Source organism: Rhodopseudomonas palustris (genome assembly GCF_003226555.1).
Taxonomy (GTDB): domain Bacteria; phylum Pseudomonadota; class Alphaproteobacteria; order Rhizobiales; family Xanthobacteraceae; genus Rhodopseudomonas; species Rhodopseudomonas palustris_I.
In genome coordinates, this window is the sequence record NZ_QKQS01000023.1 from 840,971 (window position 1) to 860,537 (window position 19,567).

At 65.7% G+C, this 19,567-nt stretch carries 20 protein-coding genes; 14 read left to right on the forward strand and 6 right to left on the reverse strand.

The genetic code is table 11. The features are described 5' to 3' along the window. The first annotated feature begins 375 nt into the window (after window positions 1-375). The 4 genes from DNX69_RS16415 to dnaQ all read left to right on the forward strand — a co-directional run bounded on the left by DNX69_RS16415 (window position 376) and on the right by dnaQ (window position 3,301). Window positions 376-1,215 (forward strand): pyruvate, water dikinase regulatory protein, encoded by an 840-nt coding sequence (locus tag DNX69_RS16415; protein ID WP_110787016.1) that lies wholly within the window; start codon window positions 376-378, stop codon window positions 1,213-1,215. Then, window positions 1,212-1,820, forward strand: a complete 609-nt coding sequence (locus tag DNX69_RS16420) for a Maf family protein (protein ID WP_110787017.1) — start codon at window positions 1,212-1,214, stop codon at window positions 1,818-1,820. Before DNX69_RS16415 ends, DNX69_RS16420 begins: the two co-directional genes overlap by 4 nt. Before the next feature lie 97 nt (window positions 1,821-1,917). Then, window positions 1,918-2,517, forward strand: coding sequence for a dephospho-CoA kinase (coaE, locus tag DNX69_RS16425; protein ID WP_110787018.1), 600 nt, complete (start codon window positions 1,918-1,920; stop codon window positions 2,515-2,517). Window positions 2,518-2,554: 37 nt separating this feature from the next. After that, on the forward strand, window positions 2,555-3,301 hold the full coding sequence (dnaQ, locus tag DNX69_RS16430; RefSeq protein WP_110787019.1) for a DNA polymerase III subunit epsilon: 747 nt from the start codon (window positions 2,555-2,557) through the stop codon (window positions 3,299-3,301). 29 nt (window positions 3,302-3,330) lie between these two features. Here dnaQ and secB read toward each other — a convergent pair whose 3' ends face one another. Then, window positions 3,331-3,810: a protein-export chaperone SecB gene (gene secB, locus DNX69_RS16435; protein WP_110787020.1), complete on the reverse strand. Its 480-nt coding sequence runs from the start codon at window positions 3,808-3,810 to the stop codon at window positions 3,331-3,333. Window positions 3,811-4,276: 466 nt separating this feature from the next. On the opposite strand from secB, the gene DNX69_RS16440 reads away from it, so the two are divergent. The 3 genes from DNX69_RS16440 to DNX69_RS16450 are packed head-to-tail and all read left to right on the forward strand — an operon-like array spanning window position 4,277 to window position 7,048. Then, window positions 4,277-4,984: a Tim44/TimA family putative adaptor protein gene (locus tag DNX69_RS16440; RefSeq protein ID WP_110787021.1), complete on the forward strand. Its 708-nt coding sequence runs from the start codon at window positions 4,277-4,279 to the stop codon at window positions 4,982-4,984. 37 nt (window positions 4,985-5,021) lie between these two features. Beyond that, window positions 5,022-6,458 (forward strand): murein transglycosylase A, encoded by a 1,437-nt coding sequence (gene mltA, locus DNX69_RS16445; protein ID WP_110787022.1) that lies wholly within the window; start codon window positions 5,022-5,024, stop codon window positions 6,456-6,458. Between the two features lie 5 nt (window positions 6,459-6,463). After that, the gene (locus DNX69_RS16450; RefSeq protein WP_110787023.1) at window positions 6,464-7,048 is read left to right on the forward strand and encodes a Smr/MutS family protein; all 585 of its coding nucleotides are present in this window, start codon (window positions 6,464-6,466) and stop codon (window positions 7,046-7,048) included. Between the two features lie 658 nt (window positions 7,049-7,706). Here the strand turns inward: DNX69_RS16450 and hslU are convergent. Beyond that, window positions 7,707-9,008, reverse strand: a complete 1,302-nt coding sequence (hslU, locus tag DNX69_RS16455) for an ATP-dependent protease ATPase subunit HslU (RefSeq protein ID WP_110787658.1) — start codon at window positions 9,006-9,008, stop codon at window positions 7,707-7,709. Between the two features lie 115 nt (window positions 9,009-9,123). Beyond that, window positions 9,124-9,687: an ATP-dependent protease subunit HslV gene (gene hslV, locus DNX69_RS16460; protein ID WP_110787024.1), complete on the reverse strand. Its 564-nt coding sequence runs from the start codon at window positions 9,685-9,687 to the stop codon at window positions 9,124-9,126. 187 nt (window positions 9,688-9,874) lie between these two features. Between hslV and hisB the strand changes: the two genes are divergently transcribed. The 7 genes from hisB to coaA all read left to right on the forward strand — a co-directional run bounded on the left by hisB (window position 9,875) and on the right by coaA (window position 14,581). Continuing rightward, window positions 9,875-10,468 (forward strand): imidazoleglycerol-phosphate dehydratase HisB, encoded by a 594-nt coding sequence (gene hisB, locus DNX69_RS16465; RefSeq protein ID WP_110787025.1) that lies wholly within the window; start codon window positions 9,875-9,877, stop codon window positions 10,466-10,468. Window positions 10,469-10,495: 27 nt separating this feature from the next. Then, on the forward strand, window positions 10,496-11,014 hold the full coding sequence (locus tag DNX69_RS16470; RefSeq protein ID WP_110787026.1) for a DUF2628 domain-containing protein: 519 nt from the start codon (window positions 10,496-10,498) through the stop codon (window positions 11,012-11,014). Further along, window positions 11,011-11,661, forward strand: a complete 651-nt coding sequence (gene hisH / locus DNX69_RS16475; protein ID WP_110787027.1) for an imidazole glycerol phosphate synthase subunit HisH — start codon at window positions 11,011-11,013, stop codon at window positions 11,659-11,661. Before DNX69_RS16470 ends, hisH begins: the two co-directional genes overlap by 4 nt. Next, on the forward strand, window positions 11,658-12,395 hold the full coding sequence (gene hisA / locus DNX69_RS16480) for a 1-(5-phosphoribosyl)-5-[(5-phosphoribosylamino)methylideneamino]imidazole-4-carboxamide isomerase (RefSeq protein ID WP_110787659.1): 738 nt from the start codon (window positions 11,658-11,660) through the stop codon (window positions 12,393-12,395). Before hisH ends, hisA begins: the two co-directional genes overlap by 4 nt. A 10-nt stretch (window positions 12,396-12,405) precedes the next feature. After that, window positions 12,406-13,173: an imidazole glycerol phosphate synthase subunit HisF gene (gene hisF, locus DNX69_RS16485; RefSeq protein WP_110787028.1), complete on the forward strand. Its 768-nt coding sequence runs from the start codon at window positions 12,406-12,408 to the stop codon at window positions 13,171-13,173. 53 nt (window positions 13,174-13,226) lie between these two features. After that, window positions 13,227-13,550: a phosphoribosyl-ATP diphosphatase gene (locus tag DNX69_RS16490; RefSeq protein ID WP_110787029.1), complete on the forward strand. Its 324-nt coding sequence runs from the start codon at window positions 13,227-13,229 to the stop codon at window positions 13,548-13,550. Window positions 13,551-13,624: 74 nt separating this feature from the next. Continuing rightward, window positions 13,625-14,581, forward strand: coding sequence for a type I pantothenate kinase (gene coaA / locus DNX69_RS16495; protein WP_110787030.1), 957 nt, complete (start codon window positions 13,625-13,627; stop codon window positions 14,579-14,581). Window positions 14,582-14,769: 188 nt separating this feature from the next. On the opposite strand, the gene DNX69_RS16500 is transcribed toward coaA, so the two are convergent. The 3 genes from DNX69_RS16500 to DNX69_RS16510 all read right to left on the reverse strand — a co-directional run bounded on the left by DNX69_RS16500 (window position 14,770) and on the right by DNX69_RS16510 (window position 19,483). Continuing rightward, entirely contained in the window at window positions 14,770-15,720 is a 951-nt protein-coding gene (locus tag DNX69_RS16500; RefSeq protein ID WP_110787660.1) for a GNAT family N-acetyltransferase, read from the reverse strand. A gap of 160 nt (window positions 15,721-15,880) precedes the next feature. After that, on the reverse strand, window positions 15,881-17,794 hold the full coding sequence (locus tag DNX69_RS16505) for an ATP-binding protein (RefSeq protein WP_110787031.1): 1,914 nt from the start codon (window positions 17,792-17,794) through the stop codon (window positions 15,881-15,883). Between the two features lie 150 nt (window positions 17,795-17,944). Further along, entirely contained in the window at window positions 17,945-19,483 is a 1,539-nt protein-coding gene (locus DNX69_RS16510; protein WP_110787032.1) for a YifB family Mg chelatase-like AAA ATPase, read from the reverse strand. Window positions 19,484-19,567: the final 84 nt, after the last annotated feature.

Below are 19,567 nucleotides of genomic sequence, written 5' to 3' on the forward strand. Positions count from 1 at the left end.
TCGAATGCAGAGATTTCCGCAAGCGGCACCCTTCTAATCAATATTTATAGATTCTTAAGGTTTGAGTCTAAGTGGCCGTGGATTTGACTCACCCAACGGCATTCCAGAGTTGTTGTGTCGCCACCCACATCTCAACACTCGTCCCCAGCCGATCGCGTCTTCATCGGGCGCCTGTAAGATCAGGGTGTTGCGCCGGATCGCCGCCGCATTACCAAGAGACAAATCCACATTCACCCGCTAACCTCACTGCGATCCCGACATGCTCTTCTCACCCGACCCCTGTGAAGAAAAAGCCGGGTTATCCCGGCTGCGAGAGCGGACGGTCTGCATTGGTGCGATTCTCGCCCCGTTGTTCACAGGTTACACAGGGCCACGATGCTGACCGACGGCAGCTATTTTCACCTTCATCTGGTGTCCGACTCGACCGGCGAAACTCTGATCACGGTATCGCGTGCGGTGACGGCGCAGTACGCCAACGTTACTCCGGTCGAACATGTCTATCCCTTGGTGCGCAGCCAGAAGCAGCTCGACCGCGTGCTGCAGGAGATCGAGGAAGCGCCCGGCATCGTGCTGTTCACGCTGCTGGAGACCGAACTGGTCAACCGGCTCGAAGCGAAGTGCCAGGAGATCAACAGTCCGAGCCTGTCGATCATCGGCCCGGTGATGCAGCTGTTCGAAGCCTATCTCGGCGCCTCGACGATGGGCCGCGTCGGCGCGCAGCACACGCTGAATGCCGAATATTTCCAGCGCATCGACGCGCTGAATTATTCGATGATGCACGACGACGGCCAGCACGTCGAAGGGCTGGAGGAAGCCGACGTGGTGCTGGTCGGGGTGTCGCGCACTTCGAAGACGCCGACCTCGATTTATCTCGCCAATCGCGGCATCCGCACCGCGAACGTGCCGCTGGTCGCCGGCATTCCGATTCCGCATCAGCTCGAGACGCTGAAGAAGCCGTTGGTCGTCAGCCTGCACGCATCGCCCGAGCGTCTGATTCAGGTCCGGCAGAACCGGCTTCTCAGTCTCGGCGCCGGTACCGGCAACGACTCTTATATCGATCGCCAGGCGGTGACCGACGAGGTGCTGCTGGCGCGCAAGCTCAGCGCCAAATACGGCTGGTCGCTGCTCGACGTCACCCGCCGGTCGATCGAGGAAACCGCGGCGGCGATCATGAAACTGCTCGCCGATCGGCAGCGCCAAAGGGTGCCGGAATGACGCTGTGGCTCGGGCCGCAGCCGCTGGTGCTGGCTTCGCAGAGCACCGCCCGGCGAACCGTGCTGGCCAATGCCGGAATTCCGTTCGATGCGATTCCGGCCGATATCGACGAACGCGGCATCGCGGAGGCGTCGGGCCTCAGTGCACCGGGCGAAATCGCCGCGTTGCTGGCTCAGCAGAAGGCGGCGTTCGTCAGCAATCATCATCCCGGCCGCCTGGTGCTCGGCGCCGATCAGACGCTGGCGCTCGGTGCGCGGGGGTTCAACAAGCCGGCCGATCGCACCGCTGCCGCCAAGCAGCTCCGCGAACTCGCCGGCCGCCGGCATGAATTGCACTCGGCGATCGCCGTGGTGCGTAATGGCATCACGCTGTTCGCCGATGTCGCGATCGCCCGGATGACGATGCGGCCGCTGACCGATGCCGAGATCGACGCCTATCTCGATGTCGTCGGCGACAAAGCCACCTCCAGCGTCGGCGCCTATCAGATCGAGGGTCTGGGGGTGCATCTGTTCGACGGCATCCACGGCGATCATTTCACGATCCTCGGCCTGCCGCTGTTGCCGTTGCTCGGTTTTCTGCGTAGCCAGAACCTGCTGGCGGTCTAGAAAGCCGCCGGCCGCATCGACAACACAAGCGAGCTCGGGGCCGATCATTCTCGGCTCCGAAACGTCTCGCGCCGAAGATGAAGACGGGGGCGACGGAATGCTGGTGCTCGGATTGACCGGTTCGATCGGGATGGGCAAATCGACCACCGCCAAGCTGTTCGCCGAAGCCGGCGTGCCGGTCTACGACGCCGACGCCACCGTGCATAAGATCTACGAGAACGAAGCGGTGCCGGCGATCGAAGCGGCATTTCCCGGCACCACGGTCGGCGGCAAGGTCGATCGCGCGCTGCTGTCGGCGAAGGTCGTGCACGATTCCGCGGCGATGAAGCAGCTCGAACAGATCGTTCATCCGATGCTGCGCGCGCATCATCAGCAGTTTCTCGACGATGCCGAATCGTCCGGCGCCGCGGTCGCGGTGGTCGATGTGCCGCTGCTGTTCGAAACCGGCGGCGAAAAGCGCGTCGATGCGGTGGTGGTGGTGACGACCTCGCCGGAGGTGCAGCGCGAACGGATCCTGGCTCGGGACAACATGACGCCGGAGAAGCTCGACGCGATTCTGGCCCGGCAGCTACCGGATGCCGAGAAGCGCAAGCGCGCGGATTTCGTCGTGGATACCTCGAACGGACTCGACCCGGTGCGGGCCCAGATCCGCGAAATTCTCGAAGCCGCTGCTAAAATGCCGCGTCGGCGCGACTGATTCGCGCGGACGAAGCGAGATGGCCTGATCAGAAGCGATGCGTGAGATCGTCCTCGATACCGAAACCACCGGCCTCGATCCGCTGCGCGGCGACCGGCTGGTCGAGATCGGCTGTGTCGAGATCTTCAACCGGATGCCGACCGGTCGCACCTATCATCGCTATCTCAATCCCGAACGGGACATGCCGGCTGAAGCCTTCGCGGTGCACGGTCTGTCGAGTGAATTTCTCGCCGACAAGCCGCTGTTCGCCGAGGTCGCCGACGAATTCCTCGAATTCATCGGCGACGATCCGCTGGTGATTCACAACGCTTCGTTCGATATCGGCTTCATCAACGCCGAATTGTCACGGCTGTCGCGGGCGCCGGTTCCACGTGAGCGCCTGGTCGACACCCTGCTGCTCGCGCGCCGCAAGCATCCGGGCGTGTCGAACCGGCTCGACGATCTGTGCTCGCGCTACGCGATCGACAATTCGCGCCGCACCAAGCACGGCGCGTTGCTCGATGCCGAGCTGCTGGCCGAGGTCTATATCGATCTGATCGGCGCGCGGCAGTCGCAGCTCATCCTCGCCGATGTGCCGGTCGAGGTGATCGGCGTGGCGAGCGAGTCCCATAGGCGGCAGCGGCCGTCGCCGCTTCCGAGCCGGCTCAGCGACACTGATCTTGAGGAGCATCGCGCCTTCATTGCCAAAATGGGCGACAAGGCGATCTGGGCGGAATACCTCCCGCCGGTGCCCGATTCGTCCGCCCCGGAAACGACAATGCCCGGCGTTGCCGCCGGGCATTGAATCGTTCGTTCTGAAAGACGCTGAGGGGCTCAGCTCGGACGGACCTGCGGCTGCTCGGACTGACGCTCCAGGTTCTGGCGATACAGACCGACGAAATCGACCGGATCGAGCATCAGCGGCGGGAAACCACCGTCGCGCACCGCGCTGGCGATGATCTCGCGGGCGAACGGGAACAGCAGCCGCGGGCATTCGATCATGATCAGCGGATGCAGATTCTCCTGCGGCACGTTGAGCACGCGGAACACGCCCGCATAGGCCAGCTCGAAGCTGAACAGCACGCTGCTGCCGGATTCGGCCTTGCCGTCGATCGACAGCGTCACTTCATATTCGTTCTCGGCGACGTTGTTGGCGCCGACATTGATCTGAATGTTGATCGCCGGCTGCTGCTGCTGCGGGGCGAGCGATGCCGGGGCGTTCGGGTTCTCGAACGACAGATCCTTGGTGTACTGCGCCAGCACATTGAGTTGCGGAGGAGCACCCTCGGGAGGCGTGCCGTTACCGTTGGTCATCGATGGTTCTCCTGGAAGCGGATTTGGACGGCGGCCGCCGGCTTACGGCGGGCGTCGACACAATGGGCAGGTGCTCTGGCGAGTGGCTATCATAGGCCCGCGGCGTTCCACAAGGTAGACGGACGCATCGACCGCGATGACCCAAACGGGTCCTCGATACCGTTCGATCGCTGTCCACACCTGTCCAATCGGCCCGCAACCGTCCGTTAACCCCCGGATGGCCAGGTTCCTCGTTGTCTCCCGGTTTCCGGCGGGGCTCGAAACGCGTAGACTTGCCATAACAAAAGGCTCCAGGCCGGGGGTAGGCCTTGCCAACCCCGGCGACTGTGCCAAAACGCGCCATTGGCGCGGCGCGGTTGATGCTTACATGGTGAAAACCGGCTTCGCCGTCCCGCGTGGGTGCTGCAACGCCGGAAGACGCAAGCCGCGCCGGCACGCCCCGGCCCGATCAGAAAGTGAATGCGACGTGGATATTTACACCATCATCTTCCTGGCGCTCGCGGTGTTCATCTTCCTGCGTCTGCGCAACGTGCTCGGCCAACGCACTGGCAGCGAGCGGCCGCCGTTCGATCGTGCCGCGGCACGCGACATGGTCCCGGGCAAGCAGGACACCAATGTGATCTCGATGCCCGGCACCGTGATCGATCAGGCGCCGATGGGGCCGAATGCCGATGTGGCGCCGCCGTCCGATCGTTGGAAGGGCATCGCCGAGCCGGACTCCGAGCTCGAGCACGGCCTCAATGCGGTCGCCCGAAACGATTCCTCGTTCGATGCGCAGCACTTCATCACGGGTGCCAAGAGCGCCTATGAGATGATCGTAATGGCCTTCGCCAACGGCGATCGTCGCGCGCTGCGCGATCTGCTGTCGAGCGAGGTCTATGACAGCTTCGATGCGGCCATCAAGGACCGCGAGAAGAACGACCTGAAGGTCGAGACCCGCTTCGTCTCAATCGACAAGGCCGAGCTGATCAGCGCCGAGGTGCGGGATCGCACAGCGATGCTGACACTGAAATTCGTGTCGCAAATGATCTCCGCGACCCGCGATAAAACCGGTGCGGTGGTCGACGGCTCACCCGACAAGGTCACCGACATCACCGACGTCTGGACCTTCGCGCGCGACACGAGCTCTCGCGATCCGAACTGGAAGTTGGTTGGGACCGGCAGCGCGACCTGACCGGCGCGGCGCTCGCCGCGCTGCTTTCGCCGGCTGCATGCTCGCAGCCGCGTTGTTGTCTGCGCCGGGCGATGCGGATGCACGTAGCCGGCATCACCAGTCCGGCGCCCGGCCCGTCTCGAAATTTGCCGAGCATCACGCGCGTTACCGGCATCCGCTGTGGCCGCTGGAAGTTCCGAACGGTCAGTATCTGCCGGTCGCTTGGGCGGAGATTTCCGGCTGGGACTCCGACGATCAACTTGCGGCCCTGAAAACCTTCCGCGCCAGTTGTCGTCCGATCCTGGCGGCGGGCCGAGCACCGTCGACCGACAAACCGCTCGGCGGCTCGTTACGGGAGCCGTGTCATGCCGCCCGCTCCGCCCATGTGACGACGGCGGCCGAAGCGCGCGCATTCTTCGAACGCCATTTTGTGCCGCTGCAGATCTCGCGGCTCGGCGAGCCGCAGGGCTTCGTCACAGGATACTATGAGCCGGTAATCGAGGGCTCGCCGGTCAAGACCGACGACTACACGGTGCCGGTGTATCGCCGGCCGTCGAATCTGTTTGTCCGCGGCTACAAACAGGATGCGGCCCTGCCGAATGGCGGACCGGTGTATCGCAAGATCGGCAGGCGCAAGCTGGTGCCGTATTACGATCGCGCCCAGATCGAAGACGGCGCGATCGACGGCCGGGGCCTGGAGATTTGCTGGCTGAAGAGCCAGACCGACCTGCTGTTCGCGCAGATCCAGGGCTCGGCGCGGATCAAGCTGCCGGACGGCCGGGTGGTTCGCATCAATTACGATGCTCACAACGGCTTTCCCTATACGCCGGTGGGGCGCATCCTGATCGAGCGCGGCATCATCCCGCGCGAAGAGATGTCGATGCACCGCATCCGCGAGTGGATGGATGCCAATCCCGACGGCGCCAAGGAGCTGCGGCGGGCCAACCGCTCCTACGTGTTCTTCCGCAAGGTCGAGCTGAAGGACGACGACGAAGCAATCGGCGCCCAAGGCGTGCCGCTGACGCCCGGCCGCTCGATCGCGGTCGACAAGGCGCTGCATGTGTATGGCACGCCGTTCTTCATCACCGGCGAGCTGCCGATCGAGTCGCCGACTGCCAAGACGCCGTTTCGGCGGCTGATGATCGGCCAGGACACCGGATCGGCGATCGTCGGCCCGGCGCGCGCGGACCTCTATTTCGGAGCCGGTGCCGAGGCCGGCGCGATCGCCGGACGGATCCGCCATCCGATCGCGTTCGCCATGCTGGTGCCGAACAGCATCGATCCAGTGGCGCGCGCCCGCAGTCTGCCGCTGCCCGAGCCGCGGCCTCCGGTCAAAACCAACAAACCCTCGGCGACGGCCGCGAAGTCAGGTGGTAAAGACGGAGCCTCCAGCGTCGTCCCGACGCCGGATGCCCGGCCAGCCGCGGCGTCGTCCCGGCCTCCAGGTCAACGGCACCGTGCCCATCGCCACCGGCATCATCGCCACTCGCGCTGACTTCGATGAAACGCATCATCCCGCCGCTCGACCCGCCGATGTCGCGCCGCAAGCGCAGCTTGACCGAAGACGAGCGGGCGCTGTGGGATGGCGTGGCGCGTCAGATCAAGCCGCTGCGTGGCCGCGCGCGGCCGATCAAGGTCGAGATCGCCGATCCGCAGAATGCCGCGCCGGTGATCAAACCGGCGCCTCCGGCTCCGCCGCAACCGCTCAAGCGCGTCGCAAAACTGTCGGTCGCGACTGCACCGCCTCCGCTCGCCACGCTCGGCCGTCGCGAACGGGCGCATCTGTCGCGTGGCCGCAAGGACATCGACGCGCGGATCGATCTACACGGCATGACCCAGGCTCGCGCCCACCACGCGCTATTGTATTTTCTGCAGCGTGCCAGCCATGACGGTCTCGGCTTCGTGCTGGTGATCACCGGCAAGGGCAAGAGCGGCGACACCGAGCGCGGCGTGCTCCGTCGCCAAGTGCCGCAATGGCTCGCCCTCCCCGAATTCCGCGCCTACGTGGTCGGCTTCGACGAAGCTCACATCGGCCACGGCGGCGAAGGCGCGCTGTATGTGCGAGTGCGACGAGCGCGCGGTTAGTTAGCAAAGCACAGGGTGTTCATCGGCCGACGCGCCCCCGTTTCCAAACGTCGTCGCCCGCGCATGCGGGTGACCCAGTATCCCAGAGAGGTTGTTAGTTAGACGCAGACGCTCTGCGATACTGGGTCGCCCGGACAAGCCGGGCGATGACGGGAGTGCGTCGTTGATGAAATTTGGCCCGAATTGATTCCCGAGTCATCGCCGGGCTCGACCCGGCAATCCATCATCTCGCGAAGAACTCGGCCACGGCGGCGAAGGCGCGCTGTATGTGCGGGTGAGACGGGGGCGCGGTTAGTTAGCAAAGCACGGGGTGTTCACCGGCCGACGCGCCCCGTTTCCAAACGTCGTCACCCGCGCATGCGGGTGACCCGGTATCCCAGAGAGGTTGTTAGTTAGACGCAGACGCTCTGCGATACTGGGTCGCCCGGACAAGCCGGGCGATGACGTGGTCGGGTGGGGCGAGGACAGTTGTTACTTGCAGCGTATCGCAACTATATAACCGTCATCGCCGGGCATGACCCGGCGATCCATCATCTCACGAAGAACGATGGATGCGCGGGTCAAGCCCGCGCATCACGTCTGTGTGTGAGAATACGTTCCGTCCTCGGAGGACTTGTCCTTGCGGACGGCTATCAACAGCCACTAACTAAACGGCCGCCTACAAAATGAACCGGCTCAAATCCGTGTTCTTGGCCAGATCCCCGACATTGACCTTCACGTAGTCCGCATCGACCCGGAAGGTCTCGCCGTGGCGGTCCGGGGCGACGAAGGAGATCTCGTCGAGCACGCGCTCCATCACGGTCTGCAGCCGGCGCGCCCCGATGTTCTCGACGGTGGAGTTCACCGCCACCGCGACGTCGGCGAGCGCGTCGATCGCATCGTCTGAGAATTCCAGCGTCACGCCTTCAGTCTTCAGCAGCGCGACGTATTGCTTGATCAGCGACGCTTCCGGCTCGGTCAGGATCCGGCGCATGTCGTCGCGGCTCAGCGCGTTCAGTTCGACGCGGATCGGCAGCCGGCCCTGCAGCTCGGGCAGCAGGTCGGACGGCTTGGCGATGTGGAACGCGCCCGAGGCGATGAACAGGATATGCTCGGTCTTCACCGCGCCGTGCTTGGTGGTGACCGTGGTGCCTTCGATCAGCGGCAGCAGGTCGCGCTGCACGCCTTCGCGCGAGACTTCGCCGCCGCTGCGCCCGTCGCGCACGCAGATCTTGTCGATCTCGTCGAGAAACACGATGCCGTTGTTCTCGACGACGGCGATCGCCTCCTGCACCAGTTGATCATTGTCGAGCAGCTTGTCGGCTTCCTCGTTGACCAGAATCTCGTGCGAGTCGGCGACGCTGAGCCGGCGCGTCTTGGTGCGGCCACCCATCTTGCCGAAGATGTCGCCGAGCGAGACCGCACCGATCTGAGCGCCCGGCATGCCGGGAATCTCGAACATCGGCGTGCCCGAGCCGGCCTGGGTCTCGATCTCGATTTCCTTGTCGTTGAGCTCGCCGGCCCGCAGCTTCTTGCGGAACGAGTCTCGCGTCGCCGGGCCCGAACCGGGGCCAACCAGGGCATCGAGCACGCGCTCTTCGGCGGCGATCTGGGCACGCGCCTGGACGTCCTTGCGCTTCTTCTCGCGGACCTGCGCGATCGCGACCTCGACCAGGTCGCGGATGATCTGTTCGACGTCGCGGCCGACATAGCCGACCTCGGTGAACTTGGTGGCCTCGACCTTGAGGAACGGCGCGCCGGCGAGTTTGGCCAGCCGCCGCGCGATCTCGGTTTTGCCGACGCCGGTGGGGCCGATCATCAGGATGTTCTTCGGCAGCACTTCTTCGCGCAACGCGCCTTCGAGCTGCAATCGCCGCCAGCGGTTGCGCAGCGCGATCGCGACCGCGCGCTTGGCGTCGGCCTGGCCGACGATGAAGCGGTCGAGTTCGGAGACGATTTCACGGGGGGAGAAGTCGGTCATGGTTCTCTTTTCGGCGTTGGCTGCCGTCATTGCGAGGCGTGAAGCGATAAAGCAGTCCGGACTTGGGTAGGCGGTGTGCCCGGATCGTCTCGCTTCGCTCGCGACGACGAGCCGTTCACAGCGTTTCGATCGTCAGATTGCCGTTGGTGTAGACACAGATCTCGGCGGCAATGCCGAGCGATTTGCGGACGATCGCTTCGGCGTCCTGGTCGGTGTCGATCAGCGCGCGGGCGGCGGCCAGCGCGTAATTGCCGCCGGAGCCGATCGCCATCACGCCGGCTTCCGGTTCGAGCACGTCGCCGGTGCCGGTCAGCACCAGCGACACGTCCTTGTCGGCGACGATCATCATGGCTTCGAGCCGGCGCAGATAGCGGTCGGTGCGCCAATCCTTGGCGAGTTCAACGGCGGCGCGGGTGAGCTGGCCGGGATACTGCTCGAGCTTCGCCTCCAGCCGCTCGAACAGCGTGAAGGCGTCGGCGGTGGCGCCGGCGAAGCCGCCGATCACGTCGCCCTTGCCGAGTTTGCGGACCTTCTTGGCGTTGGCCTTGATCACGGTCTGGCCGATCGAGACCTGGCCGTCGCCGCCGATCACGACCTTGCCGCCCTTGCGCACGGTCAGAATGGTGGTGCCGTGCCAGACTGGGGGGCCGGCGTCTGCCGAAGAGCTATGAAGTGCCATGGAGTTCCTTTCGCGAGCGCTGATCTAGGCACGCCCGGGCGGTGATGCAATCGCCCCGCGGATCGCCGCCTGAGCGGCCAATCCGCTCACCATAGGACGAAGATCGGCCCCGCTCCGCAGCTGGCGCAGTAGCGAAGGTGTCACCAGCCTGTTAAAAGACCGGCGTTTTTACCGGAGAGCCCGCTTCATGCGCACGGCGACGATCAAGCGCAAGACCAAGGAGACCGACGTCGAGGTGACGGTCGACCTCGACGGCACCGGCGTGGCCAAGGCCGCGACCGGGATCGGCTTCTTCGACCATATGCTCGATCTGCTCGCCAAGCATTCGCGCATCGACATCACCGCCAAAGCGGTGGGCGACCTCCATGTCGACTTCCATCACACGACGGAGGACGTCGGCATCGCGCTCGGCCAGGCGGTGAAGCAGGCGCTCGGCAACATGGCGGGCATCACCCGCTATGCCAGCGTGCTGATGCCGATGGACGAGACCCTGACCCGGGTGGTGATCGACGTCTCCGGCCGGCCGTTCCTGGTGTTCAAGGCGGATTTCCCGCGCGACAAGATCGGCGAGTTCGACACCGAGCTGGTGCGGGAGTGGTTTCAGGCCTTCGCCATCAATGCGGGCGTGACTCTGCACGTCGAAACCCTATATGGCGAGAACAGCCACCACATCGCCGAATCCTGCTTCAAGGGATTGGCCCGGGCGCTGCGTGCGGCGGTCGCGATCGATCCGAAGACGGCCGGCGAAATGCCCTCGACCAAGGGTCAGCTCGGCGGCTAACGGCCGGCGGGCGGCGGAGACAAGTCCATGCCGGTGTTCACTGTTCATGCCCCGCGGGCGGACGACGACGAGCTGCAGCAGGCTGCGCCCGACCAGTTCCGCTTCGTCCGCGACGGATTTTATGTCTGGGCGTTCGTATTCGGCCCGTTCTGGCTGCTGTACCGCCGGCTGTGGCTGGCGTTGCTCGGCTATCTGGTGGTGATCGCCGCCTCCGCGGTGGCGCTGACTGCGCTGCATGCCGGCAGTGGCACCCGGTTCGTGGTGGCGTTGCTGCTGGCGAGCCTGCTCGGGCTCGAAGCCGGCAGCTTGTGGCGCTGGACTCTGGCGCGGCGCGGCTGGCAGTCGGTCGGCGTCGCGATCGGCGAGGACCGTGAGATCGCCGAACAACGGTTCTTCGATCGCTGGGTCGCCGGCCAGCCGCAGCCGATCGGCTTTACCCTGCCGATCGATCGCGGCGCGCCACCGGCGCGCAGCATTCCGCTGCCGGCGTCGTCGATCCACGGCGACATCTTCGGCTCGTTCCCGAACCCCGGAGGTTCGCGATGAGCGTTGCGATCATCGACTACGGCTCCGGCAATCTGCATTCGGCGGCGAAAGCATTCGAGCGCGCCGCGCGGAGCATGGAAAATCCCGAACCGATCCTGGTCACCCGCGATCCGGATCAGGTGTTTCGGGCCGACCGGGTGGTGCTGCCCGGCGTCGGCGCCTTTGCGGACTGCCGCAAGGGACTGGATTCGATCGACGGCATGGTCGAGGCCCTGAACGAAACCGTGCGGGTCAAGGCGCGGCCGTTCTTCGGCATCTGCGTCGGCATGCAGTTGATGGCGACCCGCGGCAAGGAGCACGTCACCAGCGACGGGCTGAACTGGATCGCCGGCGACGTCGTCAAGATCGCGCCCGATCGCGAGGATCTGAAGATCCCGCATATGGGCTGGAATACGCTCGATCAGATCCGCGAGCACCCGGTGCTCGACCGGTTGCCACTCGGGGCGAAGGGTCTGCACGCCTACTTCGTGCACTCCTTCCACCTCGCCGCCGAACATGAAGGCGATGTGCTGGCGCGCGCCGATTACGGCGGGCCGGTTACCGCCGTGGTCGGCAAGGACACCGCGATCGGGACTCAGTTTCACCCCGAGAAAAGCCAGCGCTTCGGCCTGGCGCTGATCTCGAACTTTTTGAAGTGGAAGCCGTGATTCTCTTCCCCGCGATCGATCTCAAGAACGGCCAGTGCGTGCGGCTCGAACAGGGCGACATGGCGCGCGCCACGGTGTTCAACCTCGATCCCGCCGCGCAGGCGCAGAGCTTTGCGGCGCAGGGCTTTCAGTACCTGCATGTGGTCGACCTCGACGGCGCCTTCGCCGGCAAGCCGATGAACGCGCAGGCGGTCGAGGCGATGCTGAAGGTGGTCAAGATGCCGGTGCAGCTCGGCGGCGGCATCCGCGACCTCAAGACGATTGAAGCCTGGCTGTCCAAGGGCATCGCCCGGGTCATCATCGGCACCGCCGCGGTGCGCGACCCGGCGCTGGTGAAGGAAGCCGCCAAGGCCTTTCCGGGCCGTGTCGCCGTCGGCCTCGACGCCCGCGACGGTAACGTCGCGGTCGAGGGCTGGGCCGAGAGCTCGCAGGTCACCGCGCTCGACATCGCGCGGCGCTTCGAGGACGCCGGTGTCGCCGCGATCATCTTCACCGACATCGCCCGCGACGGCCTGCTCAAGGGTATCAACTGGGACGCGACCATCGCGCTCGCCGATGCGATTTCGATTCCGGTGATCGCCTCCGGCGGCCTCGCCTCAATCGAGGACGTCAAGACGCTGCTTAGCCCCCGCGCCAGGAAGCTCGAAGGCGCGATTGCCGGGCGGGCGCTGTACGACGGCCGGCTCGATCCGGCGGAAGCGCTGGCGCTGATCGGCGCCGCCAAGGCCGCGTAAGGACGCCCCGATGTTCAAGGTCCGCGTCATTCCCTGCCTCGACGTCAAGGACGGCCGTGTCGTCAAGGGCGTCAACTTCGTCGATCTGCGCGACGCCGGCGATCCGGTCGAGGCGGCGATCGCCTATGACGCCGCCGGCGCGGACGAACTGTGCTTCCTCGACATCACCGCCACCCACGAGAACCGCGGCATCATGCTCGACGTGGTGCGGCGGACGGCGGAGGCCTGCTTCATGCCGGTCACCGTCGGCGGCGGGGTGCGCACCGTCGACGACATCAAGACGCTGCTGCGCTCCGGCGCCGACAAGGTCTCGATCAATTCCGCCGCGGTGGCGCGGCGCGAATTCGTCAAGGAAGCCGCCGAGAAATTCGGCGACCAGTGCATCGTGGTGGCGATCGACGCCAAGCGGGTGCCGGGCCGCGACCGCTGGGAGATCTTCACCCATGGCGGCCGCAAGGGCACCGGCATCGACGCCATCGAGTTCGCCCAGGAAGTGGTGGCGCTCGGCGCCGGCGAGATCCTGCTGACCTCGATGGACCGCGACGGCACCAAATCCGGCTTCGATATCCCGCTGACCCGGGCGATCGCCGACAGCGTCGGCGTCCCGGTGATCGCCTCGGGCGGCGTCGGTCATCTGGACCATCTGGTCGACGGCATCCGCGAGGGTCATGCCACCGCGGTGCTGGCGGCCTCGATCTTCCATTTCGGCGAGTACACCATTCGTCAGGCCAAGGATCATATGGTCCAGGCCGGGCTACCGATGCGGCTCGATCCCTAGCGTCACGCGGCGAGGGGCGGTACTCTCGCACCACAGACTGGCAGAGTTAGCGTATGGCCCGTTTCACCCTCCACGATCTTGCCGCGACGGTCGATACCCGCGCGGCCTCCGGCGGCGACAGCTCCTACACCCGGAAGCTGCTCGACAAGGGCGCCGAGCACTGCGCCAAGAAATTCGGCGAAGAGGCGGTCGAACTGGTGATCGCCACGGTCGAGAACGATCGCACGCATCTGATCGCCGAGGCCGCCGACGTGCTGTTTCACATGCTGGTGCTGCTGAAGTCGCGCGGCGTGAAGCTCGAGGAGGTCGAGGCCGCGCTGGGGCAGCGCACCTCGATGTCGGGCTTGGAGGAAAAGGCGTCGCGCAAGCACAACTGACGGCATCGGCCGCATCGAGCGGCCGCAACAACAATAAATCCCGCCATTCAAAACCAAGGCGAAGGACCCGCGAGATGGACGCAAGGTCGGATCTGCACCCCTACAACCCGTACCGGGTGTTCTCGCGGTCGGAATGGGCGAGCATGCGTGAAGACACGCCGATGACGCTCGATGCCGCCGAAGTCGCGGCGCTCCGTTCGATGCACGACCGGCTCGATCTCACCGAAGTCGAAGAAATCTATCTGCCGATGTCGCGGCTGTTGTCGATCCACGTCGCGGCGATGCAGCAGCTGTATTACGCGCAGCGTCGCTTCCTCGGCGTGGTCGAGCGCAAGATGCCGTTCATCATCGGCGTCGCCGGCTCGGTCGCGGTCGGCAAGTCGACCACCGCCCGCGTGCTGCAGGCGCTGCTGGCGCGCTGGTCGCCGCGCCCGTCGGTCGATCTCGTCACCACCGACGGCTTCCTGCATCCGAACGCGGTGCTGGAGCGCGCCGGCATCCTGCAGAAGAAGGGCTTTCCGGAGAGCTACGACCTGCCGGCGCTGCTCGGCTTTCTGTCCGACATCAAGTCGGGCCGCCGCAAGGTCAAGGCGCCGATCTACTCGCACCTCACCTACGACATCGTGCCGAACAAGTTCACGGTGATCGATCGGCCCGACATCCTGATCGTCGAGGGCGTCAACGTGCTGCAGACCGGCCGGCTGCCGCGCGACGGCAAGGCGGTGCCGGTGGTGTCGGACTTCTTCGATTTCTCGGTGTATCTCGACGCCGACGAGCCGGTGCTGCGCGACTGGTACGTCCGGCGCTTTCTGGCGCTGCGCGACACCGCGTTCCACGATCCGCGGTCGTATTTCCATCGCTACGCGGTGCTGTCCGACGAAGAGGCGACCGCGACCGCGATCGCGATCTGGGAACGCACCAACCTCGCCAACCTCGAAGACAACATCCTGCCGACCCGCCCGCGCGCGACGCTGATCCTGAAGAAGGGCGCCGATCACGTGGTGGAAACCGTCGCGCTGCGAAGGTTGTAAGCGTCAGACACGCCCTCGGCGTTGTTGGTCAGCGCATCACGATAAAAAGACGTCAGCGTCCGGCTTGACCGGGCGACCCAGTATCCAAGTACGATCGTTGTTAGCATTCAGCATGAGAGCAAACGCACTGGAATACTGGGTCACCCGCATTCGCGGGTGATGACGGTGAGTTGGGTGGAAGTGCCCGACTACGCCGCGTGCCGCGACGCATCCGCGCCGAAATGTTCGATGTAGCGGGCGCTGATCGCCGACACCGGCAGGATGATCAGCACGTCGGTGGTGCCGAACTGATAGTCGATCACCGCGCCCTCGCCGATCGTCGCGCCGAGCCGCAGATAGCCTTTGATCAGCGGCGGCAATTCGCGCAGCGCGGCCTTCTGGTCGACCTGCTCCTTCGGCAGCCGGTTCATCTCGACATAGCGCGACGGATGCGCGCGCGCCCGCCAGGCTTCCGGCGCCGGCGCGTAGTGATGCAGGAACGACAGCGGCAGCGCGAGGCGATCCGGATCGGTGCCGTCGAAGCTGGCGCAGCCGAGCATCACGTCGACGCCGTGCTGGCGGACGTAGGTCCAGATGCCGTGCCACAGCAACTCGACTGTGCGCTTGTTCCGATATGGCGGCAGCACGCAGGAGCGTCCGAGTTCGAGAAAGCGCAGCTCCGGATGCTGAGCGATCAGTCCGCCGATATTGAACTCGCTCTCGGTGTAGAAGCCGCCGTTGCGATTGGCGACGTCCTGACGGAGCAGCCGATAGGTGCCGACCACAGGCTGCTTGCCGCTCAGCGACGGTTTGGCGGCGTGATCGACCACCAACAGATGATCGCAGATCGGATCGAACGCGTCCTTGTCGCGCCGCGCCAGCATCGTCGGCGCGTCGGCGATCGCGGTGCCGTCCTTGTAAAACACCCGATAGCGCAGCTTCTGGGCGCGCTTGACGTCCTGCTTGGTCTGCGCGAGCCGCACTTCGAGCGGACCGAGGCGGCCCAGCGTCGTCGGTGAAGCGCCGATCGGCTTGCCGGTCTCGGCCAGTTTCGCCGCGGGCTTGAACCAAGTAATTGCGGTTTGCGCGGCGGCTCCGGCGGTCTCCGGGCGCAGCAGCTTAATGAACTTCTTTGAACGGGCGAGATGATCGGTGTGCATGGCGTCCTCGCGACCGCACCCGTCCCGAAACGGAATCGCCGCGGCCTGATCGCACCAACAATCATGGCCGTTCAACAGCGATGTGACGCGATGATTGCCGATCGATGACATCGCCGCCGACGTTGTTGTTAGCAGCGATAGTCGGTATTTGCCTGCCGTATCAGGCGGGCTGCCGCGTCGCCACGATGGTCGCCAGGAGCTCGGCGAGCTTGTCGGGATCGACCGGCTTGATCAGGAAGCCGTCCATTCCGGCCGCCAGGCAGGCGTCGCGATCCTCCGCCAGCGTATTCGCCGTGAGCGCCAGGATCGGCACACGCGGTCCCGGGCGCTCAGCTTCAGCCGCTCGGATCTGCCGGGCGGCTTCGAGCCCGTCGAGAATCGGCATCTGCACGTCCATCAGCACCAGATCGAATGGGGTCCCCGACCGCTGCGCATCGTGCCACGCGTCGACGGCCCGGCGGCCGTCGCCGACGACCTCAGGCCGATGGCCGAGCCGGCTCAGCAGCGCGCGAATCAGCAGCGCATTGATGTCGTTGTCTTCGGCGACCAGAATCGCGAGCGGCGCCGGCACGACGACCGGCCGTGCGTGGGTCGGCTCTGGAGGCTCGCCATCGGCGATACTCGGCGCCGATACCTCGGCCGGTGCGCCGAGCCGAGCCGCAAGCGAAGCGGCGCGCAGCGGCTTCACCAGATAGCCGGTGAACGCGGCCGGCAGATCCGGCAGCAGCTCGTGCCGGGCTGCCGGCGTCAGCATCACCACACGGTGCGTCGCATGGGACGTGGCGCTTTGCGCCAACGTCTCGATCGCCTCCGAGCCGAACCCGTGGTCGATCAGCACCGCGTGCCAGCGTCGCTCGGGCAATCGGGCGGCCGCGACCGCGATATCGTCACAAAGCCGAGTCTCGGCGCCCCAGCGCGCTAAGCGCCGAGCGATCAACGCCGCTTCGATCGGGTGCGGGGCGACAATCATGACCGAAGCGCCGCGCAGGTCCGGTGGCACGAATGCCTCGGCCGCGTCACAGCCATCGGCCGCGACGAGCGGCAGCGTGATGGTGAAGGTCGAGCCTTGGCCCGGCGTGCTGTCGAGCGTGATCCGGCCGCCCATCGCCGCGACGATGCGGTCGGTGATACTGAGGCCGAGACCGGTGCCGCCGAAATGGCGGGCGATACCGACATCGGCCTGTTCGAACTCGCGGAAGATCCGCGCCTGCGCCTCCGCGGCGATGCCGATCCCGGTGTCGCGGACGATGAGACGGAGCTCGCCGTCATGCTCGCCCGGCTCCGCGATCAGCGTCACGCCGCCGGATGTCGTGAACTTGATGGCGTTGCCGCACAGATTGAGCAGCACCTGCCGCAGCCGGGCGGCATCACCGATCAGGCGCGTTGGCAACCGTTCGTCGACGTCGGCGGCGATCTCCAATCCGCGCGCTTGCGCCCGCGGCGCCAGCAGCTCGATGATGTCTTCGATCAGGCCGCTCAACACGTAGGGACGGTCATCAAGTTCGATCTTGCCGGCCTGGACCCGGGCGTAGTCGAGGAGATCGTCAGTCAGAGCCAGCAGCGCCTCGCCGGAGGTCTTCACGGCCTTGGCGTAGGTCGTCTGTTCGGGGCTGAGCGGGGTTTCAAGCAACAGCCGGCTCATGCCGATGATGCCGTTCAGCGGCGTGCGGATTTCGTGCGACGCCATCGCCAGCAGCCGCGACTTCGCGCGGCCCGTTTCGTCGGCAAGATCGCGCGCTGCCGTCTGGATATCCTGTTCGGTCTCGCCCACGGTCTCGCGGTGATCAGCCGGCGCTTCGGAGCGGCGCGCGAGGGCCAGGAAGCGACGTCGGATCCGGCGCAGCCGCAGCGTCTGGATCGCGAGGCCGAAGCACGCAATCGCGAACAGGAAGCTCGCTCCGATTGCGAATGTGTGTGGATCGTACCCCGAAATCTCCGGTCGGCTGCTATATGCCAAGCCAACGGCGATACCGAGCGCAGCAGAAAGTGCGAGGCCGACGCGAAGTGCTGTGCCGAGGAAGGACCAGCGGTCAGATTCGCTCCGCTTCGATCTGGTCCGCAGCACCCCTGACATCGCTCTTTCCGCCTCGCCGTCCGCGCATCCGACGATCGCTGAGCGATGCTGCCAACAGGTTGAAGGTCGCGGGATGTCCGCAAAAGCGCTGTGGGCAGGGTTGACGATTCGTTAACGAACCGGCGTGGCGAGCGGAGAGCTGCCGGATCCTCACGCCGCGCGCACGGAATCGTCCGCCAGTGCGCGATACGACAGCGCTTCGGCAAGATGGATTCTGCAAACCGGGTCGCTGCCTTCGAGATCGGCGAGCGTCCGGGCGACCCGGATCACGCGGTGAAAGGCGCGTGCGGACAATCGCATGGTCTCCGCGGCATCATGCAGAAGCTTCAGCCCGGCGGCGTCGGACTGCGCTGTCTTTTCCAACACCGACGCCGGCGCTTCCGCATTGGTTCGGATCTCCGGCAGTCCGGCAGCGGTGTAGCGCGCTCGCTGGATCTCGCGGGCTCGGGCGACACGGGCTGCGACTTCGGCAGAGCCTTCGCTCGGCGGCGGCAGGATCAGGTCGGCGGCACTCACTGGTGGGACTTCGATCCGCAGATCGATCCGGTCCATCAAAGGGCCGGAGATCCGGGATTGATAATCGGCCACGCAGCGCGCGACCCGACCGCGCTTGCAGGCGAAGCCGGGTTCGAACGCCTGGCCGCAGCGGCATGGATTCATCGCTGCGACCAGCATCACCCGGGCCGGGTAGGTCACCCGGTGGTTGGCACGCGACACGGCGACCTCGCCCGTCTCCAGCGGCGCGCGCAGCGAATCCAGCACCCGTGGATCGAACTCCGGCAATTCGTCGAGAAACAGCACGCCGTGATGCGCCAGCGAGATCTCGCCGGGGCGCGCCTTGATGCCGCCGCCGGTCAGCGCCGCCATGCTGGCGGAGTGATGCGGCGCGCGGAACGGCCGCCGCGACGTCAGTGCGCCGTCGCGGATTTCGCCTGCGACCGACGCGATCATCGACACTTCGAGGAGCTCCGCCGGCGACAGAGGTGGCAGGATCGACGGTAGCCGCGCTGCCAGCATCGATTTGCCGGCGCCGGGCGAGCCGATCATCAGCAGGTGATGACCACCGGCCGCAGCGATCTCGAGTGCGCGCTTGGCGCTCTCTTGGCCCTTGATGTCACGCAGGTCGAAACGTGAGGGTTCAGCGTCGCGGACCCGTGGCTGCGGCCGGCCGAGGAGTTGCGTTCCCTTGAAGTGATTAGCGATCTGAATCAGTGAACCGGCCGCGATGATCTGGATGTCGGGGCTGGCCCAGGCCGCCTCCGAGCCGCATGCGTCAGGACAGATCAGGCCATGGTCCCGGCCGTTGGCAGCAATCGCCGCCGGCAGCACGCCGGCCACCGCCGCGATCGAGCCATCGAGCCCGAGCTCGCCGAGCACCGTGAAGCCCTCCAGCGCGTCGGCCGGAATGGCCCCGATGGCGGCCATCAGGCCGAGCGCGATCGGCAAATCGTAGTGGCTGCCCTCCTTGGGAAGGTCGGCGGGCGCGAGATTGACGGTGATCCGCCGCGCTGGCAGCGCCAGACCGGATGCGATCAGCGCCGAGCGCACCCGTTCGCGGGCTTCCGACACCGCTTTGTCGGCGAGTCCGACCACCGCGAACGCCGGTAGCCCGGGCGACACCTGGACCTGAACGTCGACGGTGCGCGCCTCGATGCCCTCGAAAGCCACGGTGGAGACATGCTGGACCATGACGCCCTCTCCCGGACCCGAAGCTAACGCCGGGTCCGGACACGCGCAAGAACATTTAGGGAACAAAAATGAAGCGAACTCCTG

Excerpts from the sequence above, each read along its gene's own strand:
- hisH (WP_110787027.1), top strand. The coding sequence starts at position 11,011 with ATGAGCGTTGCGATCATCGACTACGGCTCCGGCAATCTGCATTCGGCG.
- hslV (WP_110787024.1), bottom strand. The coding sequence starts at position 9,687 with ATGGCACTTCATAGCTCTTCGGCAGACGCCGGCCCCCCAGTCTGGCAC.
- mltA (WP_110787022.1), top strand. The coding sequence starts at position 5,022 with ATGCTCGCAGCCGCGTTGTTGTCTGCGCCGGGCGATGCGGATGCACGT.
- DNX69_RS16510 (WP_110787032.1), bottom strand. The coding sequence starts at position 19,483 with ATGGTCCAGCATGTCTCCACCGTGGCTTTCGAGGGCATCGAGGCGCGC.
- hisB (WP_110787025.1), top strand. The coding sequence starts at position 9,875 with ATGCGCACGGCGACGATCAAGCGCAAGACCAAGGAGACCGACGTCGAG.
- DNX69_RS16415 (WP_110787016.1), top strand. The coding sequence starts at position 376 with ATGCTGACCGACGGCAGCTATTTTCACCTTCATCTGGTGTCCGACTCG.
- coaA (WP_110787030.1), top strand. The coding sequence starts at position 13,625 with ATGGACGCAAGGTCGGATCTGCACCCCTACAACCCGTACCGGGTGTTC.
- hslU (WP_110787658.1), bottom strand. The coding sequence starts at position 9,008 with ATGACCGACTTCTCCCCCCGTGAAATCGTCTCCGAACTCGACCGCTTC.
- DNX69_RS16505 (WP_110787031.1), bottom strand. The coding sequence starts at position 17,794 with ATGTCAGGGGTGCTGCGGACCAGATCGAAGCGGAGCGAATCTGACCGC.
- hisF (WP_110787028.1), top strand. The coding sequence starts at position 12,406 with ATGTTCAAGGTCCGCGTCATTCCCTGCCTCGACGTCAAGGACGGCCGT.
- DNX69_RS16450 (WP_110787023.1), top strand. The coding sequence starts at position 6,464 with ATGAAACGCATCATCCCGCCGCTCGACCCGCCGATGTCGCGCCGCAAG.
- DNX69_RS16500 (WP_110787660.1), bottom strand. The coding sequence starts at position 15,720 with ATGCACACCGATCATCTCGCCCGTTCAAAGAAGTTCATTAAGCTGCTG.
- DNX69_RS16420 (WP_110787017.1), top strand. The coding sequence starts at position 1,212 with ATGACGCTGTGGCTCGGGCCGCAGCCGCTGGTGCTGGCTTCGCAGAGC.
- DNX69_RS16470 (WP_110787026.1), top strand. The coding sequence starts at position 10,496 with ATGCCGGTGTTCACTGTTCATGCCCCGCGGGCGGACGACGACGAGCTG.
- dnaQ (WP_110787019.1), top strand. The coding sequence starts at position 2,555 with ATGCGTGAGATCGTCCTCGATACCGAAACCACCGGCCTCGATCCGCTG.
- DNX69_RS16490 (WP_110787029.1), top strand. The coding sequence starts at position 13,227 with ATGGCCCGTTTCACCCTCCACGATCTTGCCGCGACGGTCGATACCCGC.
- secB (WP_110787020.1), bottom strand. The coding sequence starts at position 3,810 with ATGACCAACGGTAACGGCACGCCTCCCGAGGGTGCTCCTCCGCAACTC.
- coaE (WP_110787018.1), top strand. The coding sequence starts at position 1,918 with ATGCTGGTGCTCGGATTGACCGGTTCGATCGGGATGGGCAAATCGACC.